Genomic DNA, 18528 nt, shown 5'->3' with positions numbered 1-18528 from the left:
TGATTGTGCACCGCGACCGAGAGAACCTTCTTCGCATGGCTCTGGCCGATCACGTAGTCGTCCAGCACCTTGCAGATTTCCTTCGGCGTCGGAATACCGTCGCGCGACTTCACCAGCGAGGACTTGTTCTCCTCACGGATGATGTCCATGCAGAGCTCGACGCACTCGTCGCAGATGAAGACCGTGGGACCCGCGATCAGTTTGCGGACTTCGTGCTGGCTCTTGCCGCAGAACGAGCAATACAGCGTGTTCTTTGAGTCGCTCGTGCCGACCTTACTCATTCATGTCTCCGTCCGCGGTTCGATCCCGTCCGCTCGATCGCTCCATTCCGGCACGACAGCCGGCATGAAGATTCAAATAGAGCAAATTCCGTACCAAAAAAGACCCTACGCGTTACATCCCGTGCGAATCACGGTCACTCGATTCTCCCGCGATCTTAGCCCACCAGTCGTAGCCAACCATGCTGTCACCCGACTATCAAGAATTCGCTAATCGGGGGTCGGCGGCTACCCGTGACAATACCGTGATTTCACGTCTTGGCACGGGAGAAGTGAGCGAAATCACCCGGGCGTTGCTGGATTACCACGAAAGAACCAGCACGAAAGCGGAACTTTCCGCCTATCGCAGGGCGCAAAACCGCTTTTTGCGCCGCGCGAATGCGCCGTTAACGTGAAGGCCGCCCTGGCGATCCCAAATAAACCCAGGGATCGTCCTTATCATATCGGTAGTGCTACGGGGCTTTCGGCGGTGCCGGATCCTCGGCGCGCTTGTCGATCACCTTGTCGACGAGACCGAATTCCTTGGCGTCGTTTGCCGTGAGGAACTTGTCGCGCTCCAGCGCATCCTCGATCGACTTGTAGGTCTGACCGGTGTGCTTGACGTAGATCTCGTTGAGCCGCTTCTTCAGGTTCAGGATTTCCTGCGCGTGCAGCATGATGTCGGTGGCCTGCCCCTGGAAGCCGCCCGAGGGCTGGTGCACCATGATGCGCGCGTTCGGCAGCGAGAAGCGCATGTCCTTCTCGCCGGCGGCGAGCAGCAGCGAGCCCATCGAGGCCGCCTGCCCCGTGCACAGCGTGGAGACCGGCGGGCGGATGAACTGCATGGTGTCGTAGATTGCAAGGCCCGACGTCACCACGCCGCCCGGCGAGTTGATGTACATCGAGATTTCCTTCTTCGGATTCTCGGCTTCGAGGAACAGAAGCTGCGCGACGATCAGCGTCGACATGCCGTCCTCGACCGGTCCGGTCACGAAGATAATGCGCTCCTTCAACAGGCGCGAGAAGATGTCGTAGGCGCGCTCGCCACGGTTGGTCTGCTCGACCACCATGGGCACGAGGTTCATGTAGGTTTCGACCGGATCGCGCATGAGTCACCTAGGTTTTTCGGAGGCGGACATCCTCGCGGCAAGACAGTCTTGGCTGGAATTGCCGAGCGCGGATGGACGTCCCGTGATGCAGGACTTGGGTAGGTAGCCACAGATATAGCCCAATTCGCTCCAGACAAGACCGGAGCGAATTAAGGCTTAATCCGACAGAACCACTTGAAGCTGATTCGTGGAAACAGGCCCAGCCGGCCACCTGGCTAGCGCGCCTGCTTCCGCCGATCATCCTTAACAGAAGGCTTTCTCGCGAAGCCTTAAGCGGCGGTCTTGTCCGCCTCATCGTCCTTGTAGAGCTCTTCGCGCGAGACCTTCTTCTCGGTCACGTTGGCGAGCTCGAGGATGAAGTCGACCACCTTGTCCTCATAGATCGGTGCACGAAGCTGGGCCAGCGCGTTGGCATTGTTGCGGTAGTAGTCCCATACTTCCTTCTCGCGGCCCGGCACCTGGCGCGCCCGCTCGATCACCGCGCGTCCTACCTCGTCGTCGGTCACGGTGATCTTGTTCTTCTCGCCGATCTCCGACAGCACGAGACCGAGGCGCACGCGGCGGTCGGCGATCTTGCGATATTCGTCCCGCGCCTTCTCCTCGGTGGTGTCCTCGTCGGCAAAAGTCTTGCCGGCGGAATCCATCTCGGCCTTGACCGAATTCCACATCAGATTGAACTCTTCGTCGATAAGCGAGGGCGGCGCATCGAAGCGATGAGCTTCGTCGAGACGATCGAGCAGCGCGCGCTTGACGCGCTGACGCGTCGCGGTGGCGAACTCGGCCACGAGCCGCTCGCGCGCGGCTTCCTTCAGATTGTCGAGCGATTCAAGGCCGAGCGACTTGGCAAACTCGTCGTCGATCTTGGTGTCCTGTGCTGCCTCGATCAGTGTTGCAGTGGTCTCGAACTCGGCGTCTTTCCCGGCGAGCTTCTCGCTCATATAGTTCTTCGGGAACGACGCCTTCACCGTGCGGGTCTCGCCCGCGCCGATGCCGATGAGCTGATCCTCGAAACCGGGGATGAACGTGTTGGACCCGATCTGGACCTGAATGCCCTCGCCGGTGCCACCCTCGAAGGCTTCGCCGTTGATCGTACCCTTGAAGTTGACGGTGACGCGATCGCCGGACGCCGCCTTGGCGCCCTCGCCCTTGTCGCTGTAGCTGCGGTTGTTGTCGGCGATGCGCTTGATGGCCTCGTCGACCTCGACATCAGTCACGTCGGCGACCGGCTTCTCGACCTGGAAGCTCTTGAAGTCGGCCAGCGCAATCGGGGGCACCACTTCGATCGCCACGGTGTAGGTCAGGTCGGACTTGCCGGAGAGCAATTCCTCGACCTCTTTCTGCTCGGTCGGCATGGTGATCTTCGGTTCGGTCGCAAGGCGGAAGCCGCGCTCCGAGAAGATCTGCGTATTGGTGTCGCGGATGGTCTGGTCGATGGTCTCCGCCATCACCGAACGGCCGTAGACCTTCTTCAGATGCGCGACCGGCACCTTGCCGGGACGGAAGCCGTTGAGGCGCACCTTGTCCTTGAGGTCGACGAGCTTGGCGTCGGCCTTGGCATCGAGATCAGACGCGGAAACGCTGATCTTGAACTCGTGCTTCAATCCTTCCGAGAGGGTCTCTGTGACCTGCATGGCGTCCAATCTTCTTCTCGCTTCGTCACGGCGCTTGCCGCCGCGACATTTGTCATCAATCGATCCGGCGCGCGGGCAGAACGCCTTTGCGCCGGTGGTTCATCGGACCGGGCGCCTCGGGACAAAACGTCCATGAGGAACGAGGTCCTGCAGTAATCCGTGCAAACGCTGAAAGCGCTTGGTGCGGGCGGAGGGACTCGAACCCCCACAACTTTCGTCACTGGAACCTAAATCCAGCGCGTCTACCAGTTCCGCCACGCCCGCGTGAATTTGCATCAAGACCGGCCGCGATGCCGCGGGCGGCCGGGCTTATAGCATGTGCCCGCCTGTTCGCAGCAAAAAAATGGCCGTGTGAACGCCCTCTTCAGATAGGCACGGCGGCTGGACTTATCCAGCGCGGCGTGGTCCGCATCGCCCTCATGACGAAGCGATTTTTTGTCCCGACCCGACGAGAGCTTTTGGCCGGCCTGGCGGCCTCGGCGGCCGGTCTGGCCGGCGGCGGAGCGACGCCACCGGCAGCCGCCCGGCTCACCCTCCTGGCGCGGCCTGCGACCCTGGCTCTGAGGCCGGGACAGCCGCCCACATCAGTCTGGGAGCTCGCGGCACCAAATGCTCCCGGCACCGTTCGTCTCAAGCGCGGTGACCGCTGCGAGGTGACCTTACGCAACGATTTGCCGGTGCCGATCGCAGCAGTCTGGTACGGCCTCGACGGCGCGGCGGCTGCCGAGCCACTGCTGGGCGACGCGGCGGTGGCCCCGGGAGCGACAACAACATCAATCATTTCAATGCCTCACGCCGGGACCCTGCTGGCTGACCTCAGCCTGCTCGAGGAGCGCCTGAAGCAGCCCGTACGGCCGCTCCCGATCATCGTCGAGGAAGCGGACCGTGTCGCCGTGGATCGTGATGAGGTTCTGTTGATCGAGGAATGGCGCCTGCGGCCGGATGGAGCGGCGATCACCCCGGGCACCGACCCCAGAGACACGATCCCGCTCTATACCCTCAACGGGCGGACCTCATTCGAACTCTCAGCCTCCGGCAATCAGCGGCTGCGGCTGCGCTTTATAAATGGCTCCCAACGCACTGTTCTGGCGATCAAATTGGAAAACCACGACGTCCGCGTGATAGCCATGGACGGACAGCCTGCCGAGCCGTTCCCGGCTCGCAACGGCGCCCTGGTGCTCGCCTCCGGCGCGCGTGCTGACGCATTAGTGGATACGGCCAAATCGGCCTCATTCCTGCTGCATGACGGCAAGGAGGCGCGCCAGATCGGGACCCTCGCGGTCACCGGCTGGCTCGAGAGACGCGTGCCGCTGTTGCTGCCACCGCCGCTCCCGCCAAATGACCTTCCCCTGCAGCTCGATCTGAAGGGCGCCCTGCGGTTCGATGTCGCGCTCGGCGCCCCTGACGCCGGCTGGACCCGCCCGGCAGGCTTCTCCCCTTCCTCCGCCCCTGCCTTTCGGGCCAAGGCCGGTCGCACTGTCGTGTTGGCCCTGAAGAACTCGGGACCAGTCACAACCGCCTTCCACCTGCATGGCCATCATTTCCGCCTGCTCGACCGGCTCGACGACGGCTGGAAGCCGTACTGGCTCGACACGCTCGCGATCGAGCCCGGCCAAATCCAACGCATCGCATTCTTGGCGACCTACCCAGGACGCTGGCTGGTCGAGTCTGTCGTGACCGACTGGACCGCACCGCGGCTCGTCCGCTGGTACGCGGTGGAGTGAATGCCCTACCGGCGCTTCCAGACGTAGCGGGCGTCGGGTTCTTTCTCCTCGTTCCCCGTCCCGTCGGTCTCCTCGACCAGCTCGAACCCGCGGAGCTCGTAGAAGCGTCGAGCTCGAACGTTGCGCTGAAAGGTCCAGAGCTGAAGGTGTTCGAAGGTACTCTTGGCGACATCAAGCAACTCGGTGCCGACGCCGCGGCCTTGCGCGTCGGGCAGCACGTAGAGTTGTTCGATCCAGCCGTCACGGAAGGCGATGATTCCGCCTAATGCGCCGCCGTCGAAGCGTCCCCACAGGCGGCACCTAGCGAAAACCCGCTCGCGATAGAACCAGCGGTCCTCGTCGGGCGTGTGCAGCCCGACCAGCCACGGCATCGCATGGTCGAAGGCGATACGGTGGACCCGCGCGGCCGCGTCCATATCGGCCAGCCCGAGCGGTCTGAGCACTAGTACTCCACTCCCAGCGCATCATAAATCCGCCGGTGCACGGCCGGCAGAGTCTCGGTCAGGTCCTCCGCGATCAGGCCGGGACCAGCCTCACCCGCCGCTTCGCCATGCATCCACACACCGATGCTCGCGGCCTCGAAGGCCGGCACGCCCTGCGCCAGGAGTCCCGCGATGATGCCTGAGAGCACGTCGCCGGCACCGGCCGTCGCGAGCCAGCGTGGCGCGTTGGCGGCGATGGTGGCGCGACCGTCCGGCGCGGCGATGGTGGTGTCCGGTCCTTTCAGAAGCACGACTGCGCCGCAGCGCTCGGCGGCGGCACGGACGCGCTCGAGCTTTGAGCGGCCGGGATGCTTGTTGCTGAGATCGGCGAAAAGGCGCGGAAACTCGCCCTCATGCGGCGTCAGCACGACCTCGCTGTCGTGCGACGACTTGATCGATTCAAAGAGCCGTCCGGGATTGGCTGCAAAGCTCGTCAGCGCGTCCGCATCGAGCACGAGGTGGCGCTGGGCTGTGAGCGCCGTGTGGACGAAGTCGCAGGTGCGCGTCCCCGTGCCGGTGCCCGGACCGATGATGCAAGTATTGTAGCGCTTGTCGGAGAGGAGCTCGCCGAACTCGATCGCGGTGTCGACCGGGCGGACCATCACCGCCGTCAACGCGCCCGCATTGATCGCGAGCGCATCGCGCGGGCTGGCCAAGGTTACGAGCCCCGCGCCGGCACGCAATGCGCCGCGCGCGGCGAGACGTGCGGCACCGGTTGCTGCGGCATCACCGGATACCGCGAGCACGTGGCCTCGCGCGTATTTATGGCCATCGATCCGCGGCACCGGAAAGGTCGCGCCCCAAAAATCCGGATCGTTCTCGAACAGCTGTGGCTTGATCTCGTGAAGCACCTGACCGTCGATGCCGATGTCGGCGACACGCACGCGGCCGCAATGGATCCGGCCGGGCAACAGAAGATGCGCGGGCTTCTTGCGGAAGAAGGTGACGGTCTCGGTGGCGTTCACCGCAATGCCCATCACGCTTGCGCTCGTGCCGTTGATGCCGCTCGGCAGATCGACGGCCAGCACCGGCGCGCCATTGGCGTTGATCGCCTCGATCATCTCGCGCGCCTCGCCTTCGATCGGGCGGCTGAGGCCGGCGCCGAACAGCGCATCGATGATCAGCGCGGGCCTGCCGATCGCCTGCGGATTGAACGGCAGGAGTGGATGCTTCCAACCGCGCGCGGCGGAGGCCGCATCGCCCTGGAGCTGGTCGCGCTCGCACATCAGGATGACGGAGACCTCGCGCCCTTGGGCTGCGAGCTCGGCTGCGGCGACAAAACCGTCGCCCCCATTATTGCCGGGACCGGCCACCACCAGGATCGGCCCCTCCTCCGCCAGCGCGCTCGCGGCTTCCGCGACCGCCTGGCCGGCGCTCAGCATCAGCTTGAAACCGGGCGTGCCGGCCGCGATGGTGAGCTGGTCGGCCCGCTGCATTTCAGCGTTGGTCAGAACTTCCATGCCACTTCCCTGGTACAAACGCCTTTTCAACAGGCAGATTTCGTTCCGATCTCGGGGCAAAACCCGCAATCTGCACACAGATTGAACCGTTTGCCTATTTCGTAGTCTTCGCTATTTTGGGCCAGTTGGTCCCACCTATCCGAGATGCTCGTTAAAAGGCTGATAACGCTCCAATAATCAGGGCATTTGCAACTTGGCATAGACCCTGCTTTCGAGGAAGCCGCTTCGGTTCGTCGTGCTCACTGGCATTCTTCAGGTGTGACCGGCCGCCGCCCGGGCTGGTCAGGCAGCTTGGGACAGCGAGGACAACTCCGCGCGAAAACAAAGCGCATCCTGACGAAGACGTTGCTATTTGATCGAAAGGCCGGGAGGCGCGCAGTGAAGAAAATCGAAGCCATCATCAAGCCGTTCAAGCTCGACGAGGTGAAAGAGGCGCTCCAGGAAGTCGGACTGCAGGGCATTACCGTCACCGAGGCCAAGGGCTTCGGTCGCCAGAAAGGTCATGCCGAACTTTACCGCGGCGCAGAATACATCGTGGACTTCCTGCCCAAGGTCAAAATCGAAATCGTGATCGGCGACGATCTGGTCGAGCGCGCGATCGACGCGATCCGCCGTGCGGCACAGACCGGGCGCATCGGCGACGGCAAGATCTTCGTCTCCAACATCGAAGAAGCCATCCGCATCCGGACCGGCGAATCCGGGCTGGACGCTATCTGAGCCGGGTGCTATCCCGCATTTTGCGACATTCTGCCTAAGAAATAAGGCCGCCTCGGCGGCCTGATGTCGTTTGTGCACTCGCGCGCCTCGAGAAGCGAGAACAAACGTCGCTCGAAGTCTGGAAACCGACCCGCAGAGCCAAAAGGGGTATGCATGAAGACCGCCAAAGACGTCCTGAAAGCGATCAAGGACAACGACGTCAAGTACGTCGACCTCCGTTTCACCGATCCGCGCGGCAAGTGGCAGCACGTGACCTTCGACGTCAGCATGATCGAAGAGGACACCTTCGCCGAAGGCCAGATGTTCGACGGTTCCTCGATCGCCGGCTGGAAGGCGATCAACGAGTCCGACATGTGCCTGATGCCCGACCCGGTCACCGCGACGATCGATCCGTTCTTCGCAGAGACCACCATGGTCATCGTCTGTGACGTGCTCGAGCCGACCACCGGCGAGCCCTACAACCGCGATCCGCGCGGTATCGCCAAGAAGGCCGAGGCGATGGTGAAGTCGATGGGCGTCGGCGACACCGTCTTTGTCGGCCCCGAGGCCGAGTTCTTCGTGTTCGACGACGTGCGCTATTCGTCGCAGCCTTACAACACCGGGTTCCGGCTCGACTCCTCGGAACTGCCGACCAACTCCGACACCGAATATGAGGGCGGCAATCTCGGCCACCGTATCCGCACCAAGGCCGGCTACTTCCCGGTGCCGCCGCAAGATTCCGTGCAGGACATGCGCTCGGAGATGCTCGGCGCCATGGCCAAGATGGGCGTCAAGGTCGAAAAGCATCACCACGAGGTCGCTTCCGCCCAGCACGAGCTCGGCATGAAGTTCGACACGCTCACGCTGATGGCCGACCATCTGCAGATTTACAAATACTGCATCCATCAGGTCGCGCACATCTACGGCAAGACCGCCACTTTCATGCCGAAGCCGGTCTATGGTGACAACGGCTCGGGCATGCATGTGCACCAGTCGATCTGGAAGGACGGCAAGCCGGTGTTCGCGGGCAACAAGTATTCCGACCTGTCGGAGACCTGCCTGTCCTACATCGCCGGCATCATCAAGCACGCCAAGGCGATCAACGCCTTCACCAACCCGACCACCAACTCCTACAAGCGTCTGGTCCCGGGCTATGAAGCGCCGGTGCTGCTCGCCTATTCCGCGCGCAATCGCTCGGCCTCCTGCCGCATCCCCTACACCGCTTCGCCGAAGGCCAAGCGCGTCGAGGTGCGCTTCCCCGATCCGCTCGCCAACCCCTATCTCGGCTTCGCCGCGATGCTGATGGCGGGTCTGGACGGCGTGAAGAACAAGCTCGATCCGGGCCCGGCGATGGACAAGGATCTCTATGACCTTCCGAAGGAAGAGCTGAAGCAGATTCCGACCGTGTGCGGCTCGCTTCGCGAGGCGCTGGAAAACCTCGACAAGGACCGCGCCTTCCTCAAGGCCGGCGGCGTGTTCGACGACGACTTCATCGACAGCTACATCGAGCTGAAGATGACCGAAGTCGAACGCTTCGAAATGACCCCGCACCCGATCGAGTTCGAGATGTATTACTCGGGCTAAGTGGGTTAGCGGATACGACAAACAAAGGGCGCCCCTCGGGGCGCCCTTTCGTTATCGCAGCAGGCGCAAGGGCATCTCACCCATCGCAGGACATCAACGATGAACAAGTCCGCTCTACTCTGCGTTTCGCTTCTGGCGCTGGCGACCCCGGCCTTCGCCGGCGAGCGGACGGCCTCAAAACCCACCGCAGAGGATTGCGAGACCAGGATGCAACGGCTCGATGCCTCGCAGGCCGAGGGCGAGGAGCGCCTGGCCGAGAAGAACGAGGTGATCGCGTTCTGCACCAGCCAGTACAGGCGCGACAAGACAATCGGTCAACTCGTGGCCGAATGCGCGAAGTACGAGGAGCAGCCGGTGGTCAAGCAGCAGTTCGTCGCCGAGTGCCAGCTCGCGGCATTCAGCTATGCCAATGCCCTGCGCGCGCTGAAGACGGAGTATCGCAAGTAGGTGCCGCGAGCACCTCCCTATCACCGTCGGGATGCCGAGACCAACGGCTCACGCAAAACCGCCCTCGACACGCGTGCGAACCGGCTACGCCGTCGCGCGCTGCCGCGCCACGAGCGCCTCGCCGAACGCCTGAAAGATCTTCCGGTTGATCGGATTGCGCTGGGGATCGTATTCGGCGTGCCATTGCACGCCGAGCGCAAAGGTCGGGGCTTCCGCGATGCGGATCGCCTCGATGGTGCCGTCCTCGGCGACACCTTCGATCAGCACGCGCTTGCCCGGTTCCAGAATGCCTTGGCCGTGCAACGAATTGACCTTGATCTTTTCGCAGCCGAGAATTCTGGCGAAGGCGCCGCCGGGGGTGAGATCGACCTCGTGGCGGTCGGCAAACACGACGGTGGGATCGGGATGGATCTCGCCGTTCTCGAGCCTGGGCATGCGATGGTTCATGCGGCCCGGTATTTCGCGGATCTCGGGGTGCAGCGAGCCACCGAAGGCGACGTTCATCTCCTGCAGGCCCCGGCAGATGCCGAACAGCGGGATACCGCGAGCGACGCAGGCGACCGAGAGCGCCAGCGCGACCTCGTCGCGATGGATGTCATAGGGCTCGTGCTTCTGGCAGGGATCGACATTGAAGCGCGTGGGGTGGACGTTGGCGCGGGCGCCAGTGAGCACGATGCCATCAACGCAATCGAGCAGCGCACCGATATCGGTGATGTCGGCTGAACCGGCAAACATCAGCGGCAAGCCACCGGAAACCTCGGCCACGGCGCGCAAGTTTCGCTCGCCGACCATCTGGACCTGAAATCGATTTTCGACGCGATGGGAATTCCCGATCACGCCGACGACCGGCTTTTTCATCTCCCGTTCCGACCTCCCCGCCGAAGAAGATTCCCTATACATGCCCACCGGATGGAACAATTTCAACTGAAGGGATCGCGGGACGGCAATGCTATTTCGCCTGAATGCCCCGCCGGAAGGGCATTGAGACCCCAACCGCCCCATCCGCGCCCGGGGCTCGAGCGGACCGCTCGCAAGGCACAGTTTAGGTCGCGGACGCGTCAAACCGGCACGCGGGTCCCGGCTTGATCCTTGGCTGGATTTCGCGAAAGAGTGCCGTGCACACCTGCCGCAAAAAAAACGCCTGCCGCGCAAAGGACATCATGTGACGATTCCTGCAGATGAACGGACCCGCAGCGATCTGGCCTGGGCGATCGCGGTCGGTGGTATCTGTATCGTGCTGTTTGCAGCGCTCCTGGTCTTCACCTGGTATTTTGCCGCAACCCTACTCTTGATCTTCACGGGCATGCTGCTCGGCGTCGGACTCAACGCGATGACCAACGCGCTCGGGCGCCATCTCAACCTGCCGCATCCGTTCCGGCTTGCGATCGTCTGCGTGGTGCTTGCGGCGATGCTCGCGGGCGTGGCCTATCTCGGCGGCGCGACCATCGCGGAGCAGGCCTCCGCACTCAGCGACACCATCAAATCGCAGCTCGTTACCGTCAAAGGCTTCCTCGAGAGCCACGGCATCGACACCAGCTTCTTCGACATCGGCAACGCCTCCTCCGCGCCGTCCGGCTCGGAAGCGGCGCCCAGCGCCTCACCCCCGCGCACCGGCCTTCCCGGTGCCGGTGCGCTGGCCTCCAGCGGCGGTGCGATCGTGAGCCAGACGCTCAAGCTGCTGCTCGGCACGATCAGCGCTGTCGGCAACTTCTTCATCGTGCTGTTCTTGGGGCTCGCCTTCGCCGCGCAGCCCGGCGTCTATCACGACGGGCTCCTGTTCATCGCACCGGCCCGACACCGGGCGCGTGCCACTGTCATCATCGACCACATCAGCGAGACGCTGGAACGCTGGCTGATCGCGCAGATCATCGTCATGCTCGCGGTCGGCGCGGTGACCTGGGTCGGGCTTGCCATCATCGGCATCCCCGGCTCATTCATCCTCGGGATTCAGGCGGGTCTCCTCGCCTTCATCCCGACGGTCGGCGCCATCATCGCCGGCGTGATCGTGGTGCTGGCGAGCATCGCGTCAGGCTGGGTCGCCGCGCTCTCCGCCCTGATCCTGTTTCTCGGCGTCCACGCGCTGGAGAGTTACGTGCTGACGCCGATCCTCCAGCGGCAGGCGCTCGACATTCCGCCCGCCACGCTGTTCGCCTTCCAGATCCTGCTCGGTGTCGTGTTCGGCATCTGGGGCTTGGCTCTAGCGCTCCCGCTGGTCGCCATCGCCAAGGTTTTGCTCGATCATTTCAAGAGCTATGAGGCGCCGGCGCAGACCGCGACGGTGTGAGACCGCTCAAGCCGTCGTCACAACCGTATTGGTGTGCTCGACCTCGGGCGGCGCGGCAAAATACTGGCCGACGAGGCCGCGCCATTCGGCAAAGTTTTCCGAGCCGCGGAAGTCGACGGTGTGGTTCTCCAGCGTCTCCCACTTCACCATCAACCGGTAGCGCTGCGGCTTCTCGATCGACTTGTGCAGCTCGAAGCCGTGAAAACCCTTGGAGCGGCCGAACGCGGCCTTGGCCTTGGCCACCGCCGCCTCGAAATCCTTCTCGGTGCCCGGCTTGACGTCGATTTGCGCGATCTCGGTGATCATCGTTTCCGCCCTTCTTGTTGACAGGGCGTGTCTAGCGCAGACGGCCGAAAAGAAAAAGGCGCCGAAACGGCGCCTTGGGGTCAGCCGAACCACCTGCTCTCTCAGCTGAACAACAAGACGATGCCGGCCACCGTCAGCGCGCAGGCAGCAAACAGTGTGAGCGGCCGGTGGTCGCGTTTCTCTGCGTAGCGGCCCTGGGCACGGCGCTCGCTGATCAGCGCCGTCTCATATTCATCCGATGTCGAGAAGATGCAGCCGAACCCGCCGCGCGCGCTTGCCGCGGCCGCTTCGAGCGACACCATGGCGGCTTGCGGGCTCTGTTGACGAATCGACTCCATGACCACGATGGTAGTAATCGATAGTAAACAGGGCCTTACCGCAAAGCCTCCTTTGCGTCTCAGACGGTCGCCGGCCGTGGCACCGGGAGCCGCGCCGCGGTCTGGCGGCGCCAGTTCTCCAGCGACAGCGGCAGCTCTTCAGCGGCCTCGACGCGATTGCGGCCGCCGCGCTTGGCCTGATAGAGCGCGGTGTCGGCGGCAGCCAGCAGCACCTCGAGCTCGGTGCCGGCAGGGCCACCGGCAACGCCGATGCTGACGGTGGTGTCGACCGGCCCCTCGTCGACGACGATGCCCGAGGTCTCGAACGCCTCGCGCACGCGCTCGGCGACCAGCACGCCCTCTTCCAGCGAGCACGGCAACAGCGCCGCGAACTCCTCGCCGCCGATCCGGCCCGATAGGTCGGAGATACGCAGATTTGTGGTCACGACCGTCGAGAACAGCTTGAGCATCTCGTCGCCCGCGGGGTGGCCGAAGCGGTCGTTGATCGACTTGAAGTGGTCGATGTCGAAGATCATGACGGTCACCGGCCGCCCCGCCTTGGCCTCGCGCTCGATGACGCGCGAGCAGGCTTCCGCAAAACCGCGCCGGTTGAACATGCCGGTGAGCGGATCCATCGATGCCGCGGTCTTGTGCGCGGTCACCGTGCGCTCGGACACCAGCATGAAGATCACGAACACGGTACCGACGGCGTAAAGGATGAGCTCGACCGCGAACACCGTGACCCAGATACTGGTGGAGAAGTGCGGATCGTGCGGCCGCAGGAGGCCGCCGATGAGAACCGGCATCATCAGCACGCAGCCATGCATGATCGGCACGGCGACGACCGGCCAGCTTCGCTGCAGGCTCTTGCGCCGCTCGGACCAGAGCTCACCCGCGGTCAGCGCCGCGTAAACCGAGACGATACCGGCACCGACCATCATGCGCAGCGTCGCATTGGCCGGATCAAGCAGCGTCACAGCGGCAGCCCAGCCGAGCGCACCGAACAGAAGTCCGGGCCAGTTCGGCTTGCGGCCGTGGAAGACGCGCGCGGCGTTCCAGACCATGCCGCAGGCGACGAAGCCGACCGCGTTCAGCGCGAGATAGAGCTGCGCGCCAAGCTTGTCGCCGGCGGCTGTCCACAGCGCGACGGAAGCTGCGCCGAGGAGATAGGCGGTGCCCCACCATTTCAGCGCGGGACTTTTCTCTTGCCTGCCGAAGAACACCATCATGGCGCCGAGCAGTGCGGCTACCATCGTGGCAACCAAGTATAGCGTGATGCTATCGAGCGACATCATGTCAGCCCCCTTTGAAACCAAGCCAATACGCGATCAGCCCGATCGCGTGCCCTTCCAACTGCGAGGCTAGGTCTCCCGGGTTCCATTCAGGTTTTCATGCAGGCGCAACTTTTCGGGAAAACACCGGTTCAATTTGCATACAAACGAACAACAAAAGGGCGCCGAATTCGGCGCCCTTTTGCATTTCATTGAAGCCGCTTTCGCGACGAATTTTATCGAAGCGGTTAGCGCTTGGAGAACTGGAAGGACCGGCGGGCCTTTGCCTTGCCGTACTTCTTGCGCTCGACCACGCGGGAGTCGCGGGTCAGGAAGCCGCCCTTCTTGAGCACGGTCCGCAGTTCCGGCTCGAAATGCGTCAGCGCCTTCGAGATGCCGTGGCGGACGGCGCCGGCCTGGCCGGACAGACCGCCGCCGGCGACGGTGCAGATCACGTCGTACTGGCCGGAACGCTGGGCCACGGAGAAGGGCTGCTCGATCATCATGCGCAGCACGGGACGGGCGAAATAGACCTCGACCTCGCGCGAGTTGACCGTGACCTTGCCGGCGCCCGGCTTGATCCACACGCGGGCGACAGCGTCCTTGCGCTTGCCGGTAGCATAGGCGCGGTTGAGCTTGTCGACCTTCTTCTCGTGCTTGGGGGCGTCGGGCGCGGCCGTCTTGAGCTGCGAGAGCTGGTCGAGCGACTGGATGGATTCGGCCATGTTATGCGGCCCTCGTGTTCTTGCGGTTCAACTTGGCGATGTCGATCTTTTCCGGGCTCTGCGCCTCGTGCGGATGATCGGCCCCGCCATAGACGCGGAGGTTGCCCATCTGGACGCGACCGAGCGGACCACGGGGGATCATGCGCTCGACGGCCTTCTCGAGCACGCGCTCGGGATGACGGCCTTCGAGGATCTGGCGCGCGGTGCGCTCCTTGACGTGGCCGACATAGCCGGTGTGCTTGTAGTAGGTCTTCTGCTCGCGCTTGCGACCGGTCAGCACCGCGTGCTGGGCGTTGATGATGATGACGTTGTCGCCGCAATCAACGTGCGGGGTGTAGGTCGGGAGGTGCTTGCCGCGCAGCCGCATGGCAACGATGGTCGCGAGGCGGCCGACGACCAGACCCTTGGCGTCGATCAGCACCCACTTCTTCGTCACCTCGGCGGGCTTTGCCGAAAAGGTTTTCATATCTGAATTTCCGTGGACGGGGAGATGACGGCACGAACGACGCGCCGGACTGCGCGGTTTCTAGAGAAGTGATGCGCGCCGGTCAATGCCCGACAAGAGAAATTAGGCAAGCAAAATCAGCGACTTACAAATATGGTGTTATATTACCTCGAAAAAGTTCAAACATTTGGAATGGAATAGGTCGATGTGACATGCGCAATCGGATCCGGCGAGGTGCCCGAGAGCAGGTTGACCTCCCCGACCGCCAGACGCTTGCCGAGCTTCAGAAGCCGGGCCTCGGCCAGCACGTCCTGCCCAGGCAGGCCCTTGCGAAGGAAGTTGATGTTGAGATTGGTGGTGACGGCGAGCCCGACCGGACCGATCGCAGACAGCAGCACCACGTACATGGCAAAATCGGCAAGCGCCATCAGCGTCGGACCCGACACGGTTCCCCCCGGCCGCAGCATCCGTTCGCTGTAGCGCTGGCGCAGCAGCGCGGTCTGTCCGTCGGCGCTCTCGATGGTGATGTCGTCGCCGCTGAAGGCCTGAGGAAACTCCTCACGAAGAAACTGCTCGACCTCAGCTACGCTCATTTTCGCTAACGCCATGCCACCCCCCACCCTCGCTTCACGCTGCCTGTTACATTAAGTTATCTGCGTCATCCAACGGCAATGTCCCAAGCGGAATCTTCAATGTCCGTCCAGCCTGCCCGCACCCCCTCCCCGGAACCGCCGATCCTGCTGCGGGAGATCGTCGGCAGCGTCGCCATACTCACGCTGAACCGCCCTGCCGCGCGCAACAGCCTGTCGGAGGCGATGATTGGCCAGCTGCACGCGAGCTTCAACGCGATTGCCGAGGACAAGCGCATCCGCGCCGCCGTCATCGCCGCCACCGGCCCGGCCTTTTCAGCCGGCCACGACATCAAGGAATTGACCGCGCGCCGCAGCGATCCCGATCGCGGCCGCGCCCATTTCGCCGAGATCATGAATGCCTGCAGCGCGATGATGCAGGCGATCGTGCGCCTGCCCAAGCCCGTGGTCGCAGCCGTCCAGGGGATCGCGACGGCGGCCGGCTGCCAGCTCGTCGCGAGCTGCGATCTTGCGATCGCTTCGGACGCCGCAAGCTTCGCCACACCCGGCGTCGACATCGGCCTGTTCTGCTCGACGCCGATGGTGGCGCTGTCGCGCAACGTGCCGCGCAAGCAGGCGATGGAAATGCTGCTGACCGGCGAGCCGATACCCGCCGCACGCGCCCGCGAGATCGGCCTCGTCAACCGTGTGGTCGCAGCCGGCACCGAACGCGATGCTGCGATTGCGCTCGCCGAACAGGTCGCGCTGAAATCTGCCTACACCGTGAAGCTCGGCAAGGAGGCGTTCTATCGCCAGGCCGAAATGAGCCTTGCGGATGCCTATCGCTATGCGGCAGAGGTGATGACGGAGAACATGATGGCGCGCGATGCAGAGGAAGGCATTCAGGCCTTCATCGAAAAGCGCGAACCGAAATGGGAAGATAGGTGACGACGCACTTTCGCGTCGTCATTCCGGGGCTCGCGAAGCGAGAACCCGCAATCTCGAGGTTCCACAATGCGCAATCGCGCATTGGGGTTCGATGCTGCGCATCGCCCCGGAACGACGCACTGGGTGAAGAATGAATCACGACGCCTATCCCGACAACTACATCCGCGGCATCCTCAACAGCGTGAAGTCGATCGCGATGGTCGGTGCCTCGCCGGTCAATGTGCGGCCGAGCTATTTTGCGTTCAAATATCTGGCGCAGCGCGGCTATGACATGATCCCGGTCAATCCCGGCCACGTCGGCAAGGAGCTGCTCGGAAAGCCTTTCGTCGCCTCGCTTCACGATATCGGCCGCCCCGTCGACATGATCGACATCTTCCGCAACTCCAGCCACATCATGCCGGTGGTGGAGGAAGCCTTGAAGCTCGATCCGCTGCCGAAGGTGATCTGGATGCAGCTAGGGGCACGCGACGATGCCGCTGCGGAGAAGGCCGAGGCCGCCGGTATCAAGGTCGTGATGAACCGCTGCCCCAAGATCGAATATGGCCGGCTGTCCTCCGAGATCTCCTGGATGGGCGTCAACTCGCGCACGCTCAGCTCCAAGCGCCCGCCCGCGCCGACGCAAGGCATGCAATTGTCGCTCAATCGCATGAGCGTCGGCGGCGGAAATACCGCAGCGGCCGATCGCGCGGCCAAGAACAAGACCGAGCAGAGCTGACGCAGCCGCAAAAGATTCGTTTCGCGAACGCGACAAAGCGAAGCACGACCGTTTCGAACAATGTCAGATGCGCGCGAGCGCCTTGACGGCGGGCGCGGCCCCGATCAGCATGCCGCGCGTTTTTCAGCCGACCCAAGAACAGGACGCCACGAATGAGCGATCGCCTTCCGGGATTTTCGACCCTTGCCGTGCATGCCGGTGCACAGCCCGATCCGACGACCGGTGCGCGCGCAACGCCGATTTATCAGACGACCTCTTTCGTCTTCAACGACGCCGACCATGCCGCCTCGCTGTTCGGCCTCCAGTCGTTCGGCAACATCTACACCCGCATCGGCAACCCCACGAATGCGGTGCTCGAAGAACGCGTCGCAGCGCTCGAAGGCGGCACCGCCGCGCTTGCGGTCGCCTCGGGCCATGCCGCGCAGGTCGTGGTGATGCAGCAATTGCTCCAGCCCGGCGACGAGTTCATCGCCGCGCGAAAGCTCTATGGCGGCTCGATCAACCAGTTCAGCCATTCGTTCAAGAGCTTTGGCTGGAACGTGGTGTGGGCTGATCCCGATGACATCGCGAGCTTCGAGCGCGCGGTGACGCCGCGCACCAAGGCGATCTTCGTCGAGTCCATCGCCAATCCCGGCGGCAGCATCACCGACATCGAGGCGATCTCCACTGTTGCCCGCAAGGCCGGCGTGCCGCTGATCGTCGACAACACGCTGGCCACGCCCTATCTGATCAAACCGATCGACCACGGCGCCGACATCGTCGTGCACTCGCTGACGAAATTTCTGGGCGGCCATGGCAACTCGATCGGCGGCGTCATCGTCGATGCCGGCACCTTCGACTGGTCGAAGGACAGCAAATATCCGATGCTCTCGGAGCCTCGCCCCGAATATCACGGCATCAAGCTGCACGAGACCTTCGGCAATTTCGCCTTTGCCATCGCCTGCCGCGTGCTCGGCCTGCGCGACCTCGGCCCTGCGCTCTCGCCGTTCAACGCGTTCCTCATTCTCACAGGCATCGAGACGCTGCCGCTGCGCATGCAGAAGCACTGCGACAATGCCAAGGCGATCGCCGAATTCCTGTCCGGCCATTCCGCCGTGGCGTCGGTGAGCTATGCCGGTCTTGCCAGCGACAAGTACAGTCAGCTTGCGCGCAAATACGCGCCGAAGGGCGCGGGCGCGGTGTTCACCTTCAGCCTGAAGGGCGGCTATGACGCCGGCGTCAGCCTGGTGTCGAAGCTGACGCTGTTCTCGCATCTGGCCAATGTCGGCGATACCCGCTCGCTGGTAATCCACCCCGCCTCGACCACGCACAGCCAGCTCGACGATGCCGCCAAGGTGAGGTCAGGCGCCGGCCCCGACGTGGTGCGCCTGTCGATCGGCATCGAGGACAAGGAGGACCTGATCGCGGACCTCGAGCAGGCGCTGGGCGCGTAATATGCCGTCGTTCCGGGGCGCCTCGAAGAGGCGAACCCGGAATCTCGCGCCGCAACTTCCGGATTCCGGGTTCGTCGCTTCGCGACGCCCGGAATGACGCCGCGGCTCGTTAACGCTATCTGCGA

General features: G+C 63.5%; 21 protein-coding genes and 1 tRNA gene. 9 read left to right on the top strand and 13 right to left on the bottom strand.

Annotated elements, in window-relative coordinates:
• Positions 1-281, bottom strand: a 281-nt coding sequence (locus SO156_RS05145; protein WP_283806609.1) for a ClpX C4-type zinc finger protein, incomplete at its 3' end; no start/stop codon positions are given.
• Positions 282-460: 179 nt separating this feature from the next.
• On the opposite strand from SO156_RS05145, the gene SO156_RS05140 reads away from it, so the two are divergent.
• Entirely contained in the window at positions 461-673 is a 213-nt protein-coding gene (locus SO156_RS05140; protein WP_498534041.1) for a hypothetical protein, read from the top strand.
• A gap of 57 nt (positions 674-730) precedes the next feature.
• On the opposite strand, the gene SO156_RS05135 is transcribed toward SO156_RS05140, so the two are convergent.
• From SO156_RS05135 to SO156_RS05125, 3 genes are all read right to left on the bottom strand, one after another.
• Entirely contained in the window at positions 731-1366 is a 636-nt protein-coding gene (locus SO156_RS05135) for an ATP-dependent Clp protease proteolytic subunit (RefSeq protein WP_027522840.1), read from the bottom strand.
• 269 nt (positions 1367-1635) lie between these two features.
• Positions 1636-2997 carry a trigger factor gene (gene tig, locus SO156_RS05130; protein WP_498534040.1) on the bottom strand — a complete coding sequence of 454 codons (1362 nt, stop codon included), beginning with the start codon at positions 2995-2997 and terminating at the stop codon, positions 1636-1638.
• A 179-nt stretch (positions 2998-3176) separates the two neighbouring features.
• Positions 3177-3261: transfer RNA gene (locus tag SO156_RS05125), tRNA-Leu, on the bottom strand.
• Between the two features lie 155 nt (positions 3262-3416).
• On the opposite strand from SO156_RS05125, the gene SO156_RS05120 reads away from it, so the two are divergent.
• Positions 3417-4721 carry a multicopper oxidase family protein gene (locus SO156_RS05120; RefSeq protein WP_498534039.1) on the top strand — a complete coding sequence of 435 codons (1305 nt, stop codon included), beginning with the start codon at positions 3417-3419 and terminating at the stop codon, positions 4719-4721.
• 5 nt (positions 4722-4726) lie between these two features.
• Here the strand turns inward: SO156_RS05120 and SO156_RS05115 are convergent, their stop codons facing one another.
• Entirely contained in the window at positions 4727-5164 is a 438-nt protein-coding gene (locus tag SO156_RS05115) for a GNAT family N-acetyltransferase (RefSeq protein ID WP_458146186.1), read from the bottom strand.
• The gene (locus SO156_RS05110; RefSeq protein ID WP_498534038.1) at positions 5164-6663 is read right to left on the bottom strand and encodes an NAD(P)H-hydrate dehydratase; all 1500 of its coding nucleotides are present in this window, start codon (positions 6661-6663) and stop codon (positions 5164-5166) included. Before SO156_RS05110 ends, SO156_RS05115 begins: the two co-directional genes overlap by 1 nt.
• A gap of 378 nt (positions 6664-7041) precedes the next feature.
• On the opposite strand from SO156_RS05110, the gene SO156_RS05105 reads away from it, so the two are divergent.
• The 3 genes from SO156_RS05105 (at position 7042) to SO156_RS05095 (ending at position 9390) form a co-directional block, all read left to right on the top strand.
• Positions 7042-7380, top strand: coding sequence for a P-II family nitrogen regulator (locus SO156_RS05105; RefSeq protein WP_007603495.1), 339 nt, complete (start codon positions 7042-7044; stop codon positions 7378-7380).
• A gap of 153 nt (positions 7381-7533) precedes the next feature.
• A complete protein-coding gene (glnA, locus tag SO156_RS05100; RefSeq protein WP_458146184.1) occupies positions 7534-8943 on the top strand; it encodes a type I glutamate--ammonia ligase in 1410 nt (469 codons plus the stop codon).
• A 99-nt stretch (positions 8944-9042) separates the two neighbouring features.
• Positions 9043-9390: a hypothetical protein gene (locus SO156_RS05095; RefSeq protein WP_498534037.1), complete on the top strand. Its 348-nt coding sequence runs from the start codon at positions 9043-9045 to the stop codon at positions 9388-9390.
• Positions 9391-9474: 84 nt separating this feature from the next.
• On the opposite strand, the gene SO156_RS05090 is transcribed toward SO156_RS05095, so the two are convergent.
• The gene (locus tag SO156_RS05090; RefSeq protein WP_498534036.1) at positions 9475-10248 is read right to left on the bottom strand and encodes a gamma-glutamyl-gamma-aminobutyrate hydrolase family protein; all 774 of its coding nucleotides are present in this window, start codon (positions 10246-10248) and stop codon (positions 9475-9477) included.
• Positions 10249-10552: 304 nt separating this feature from the next.
• On the opposite strand from SO156_RS05090, the gene SO156_RS05085 reads away from it, so the two are divergent.
• Positions 10553-11674, top strand: a complete 1122-nt coding sequence (locus SO156_RS05085) for an AI-2E family transporter (protein ID WP_498534035.1) — start codon at positions 10553-10555, stop codon at positions 11672-11674.
• A gap of 6 nt (positions 11675-11680) precedes the next feature.
• Here the strand turns inward: SO156_RS05085 and SO156_RS05080 are convergent, their stop codons facing one another.
• The 6 genes from SO156_RS05080 to SO156_RS05055 all read right to left on the bottom strand — a co-directional run bounded on the left by SO156_RS05080 (position 11681) and on the right by SO156_RS05055 (position 15346).
• The gene (locus tag SO156_RS05080) at positions 11681-11980 is read right to left on the bottom strand and encodes an antibiotic biosynthesis monooxygenase family protein (protein WP_027522849.1); all 300 of its coding nucleotides are present in this window, start codon (positions 11978-11980) and stop codon (positions 11681-11683) included.
• A 101-nt stretch (positions 11981-12081) separates the two neighbouring features.
• Positions 12082-12318: a hypothetical protein gene (locus tag SO156_RS05075; protein ID WP_458146180.1), complete on the bottom strand. Its 237-nt coding sequence runs from the start codon at positions 12316-12318 to the stop codon at positions 12082-12084.
• Positions 12319-12377: 59 nt separating this feature from the next.
• On the bottom strand, positions 12378-13592 hold the full coding sequence (locus SO156_RS05070; RefSeq protein WP_498534034.1) for a GGDEF domain-containing protein: 1215 nt from the start codon (positions 13590-13592) through the stop codon (positions 12378-12380).
• 224 nt (positions 13593-13816) lie between these two features.
• Positions 13817-14293: a 30S ribosomal protein S9 gene (gene rpsI, locus SO156_RS05065; protein ID WP_027522852.1), complete on the bottom strand. Its 477-nt coding sequence runs from the start codon at positions 14291-14293 to the stop codon at positions 13817-13819.
• A 1-nt stretch (position 14294) separates the two neighbouring features.
• The gene (gene rplM, locus SO156_RS05060; protein WP_027522853.1) at positions 14295-14759 is read right to left on the bottom strand and encodes a 50S ribosomal protein L13; all 465 of its coding nucleotides are present in this window, start codon (positions 14757-14759) and stop codon (positions 14295-14297) included.
• A gap of 158 nt (positions 14760-14917) precedes the next feature.
• Positions 14918-15346, bottom strand: a complete 429-nt coding sequence (locus SO156_RS05055) for a PaaI family thioesterase (RefSeq protein ID WP_498534033.1) — start codon at positions 15344-15346, stop codon at positions 14918-14920.
• Positions 15347-15430: 84 nt separating this feature from the next.
• On the opposite strand from SO156_RS05055, the gene SO156_RS05050 reads away from it, so the two are divergent.
• The 3 genes from SO156_RS05050 (at position 15431) to SO156_RS05040 (ending at position 18403) form a co-directional block, all read left to right on the top strand.
• Positions 15431-16255 (top strand): enoyl-CoA hydratase, encoded by an 825-nt coding sequence (locus SO156_RS05050; protein WP_458146177.1) that lies wholly within the window; start codon positions 15431-15433, stop codon positions 16253-16255.
• A gap of 130 nt (positions 16256-16385) precedes the next feature.
• Positions 16386-16970 carry a CoA-binding protein gene (locus tag SO156_RS05045; protein ID WP_458146176.1) on the top strand — a complete coding sequence of 195 codons (585 nt, stop codon included), beginning with the start codon at positions 16386-16388 and terminating at the stop codon, positions 16968-16970.
• A gap of 152 nt (positions 16971-17122) precedes the next feature.
• Complete coding sequence (locus SO156_RS05040) at positions 17123-18403, top strand: O-acetylhomoserine aminocarboxypropyltransferase (protein WP_458146175.1); 1281 nt, start codon at positions 17123-17125, stop codon at positions 18401-18403.
• The last annotated feature ends 125 nt before the right edge of the window (positions 18404-18528 follow it).

The organism is Bradyrhizobium sp. UFLA05-125 (assembly GCF_059803515.1).
This window is presented reverse-complemented; position numbering and strand designations above follow the sequence as displayed.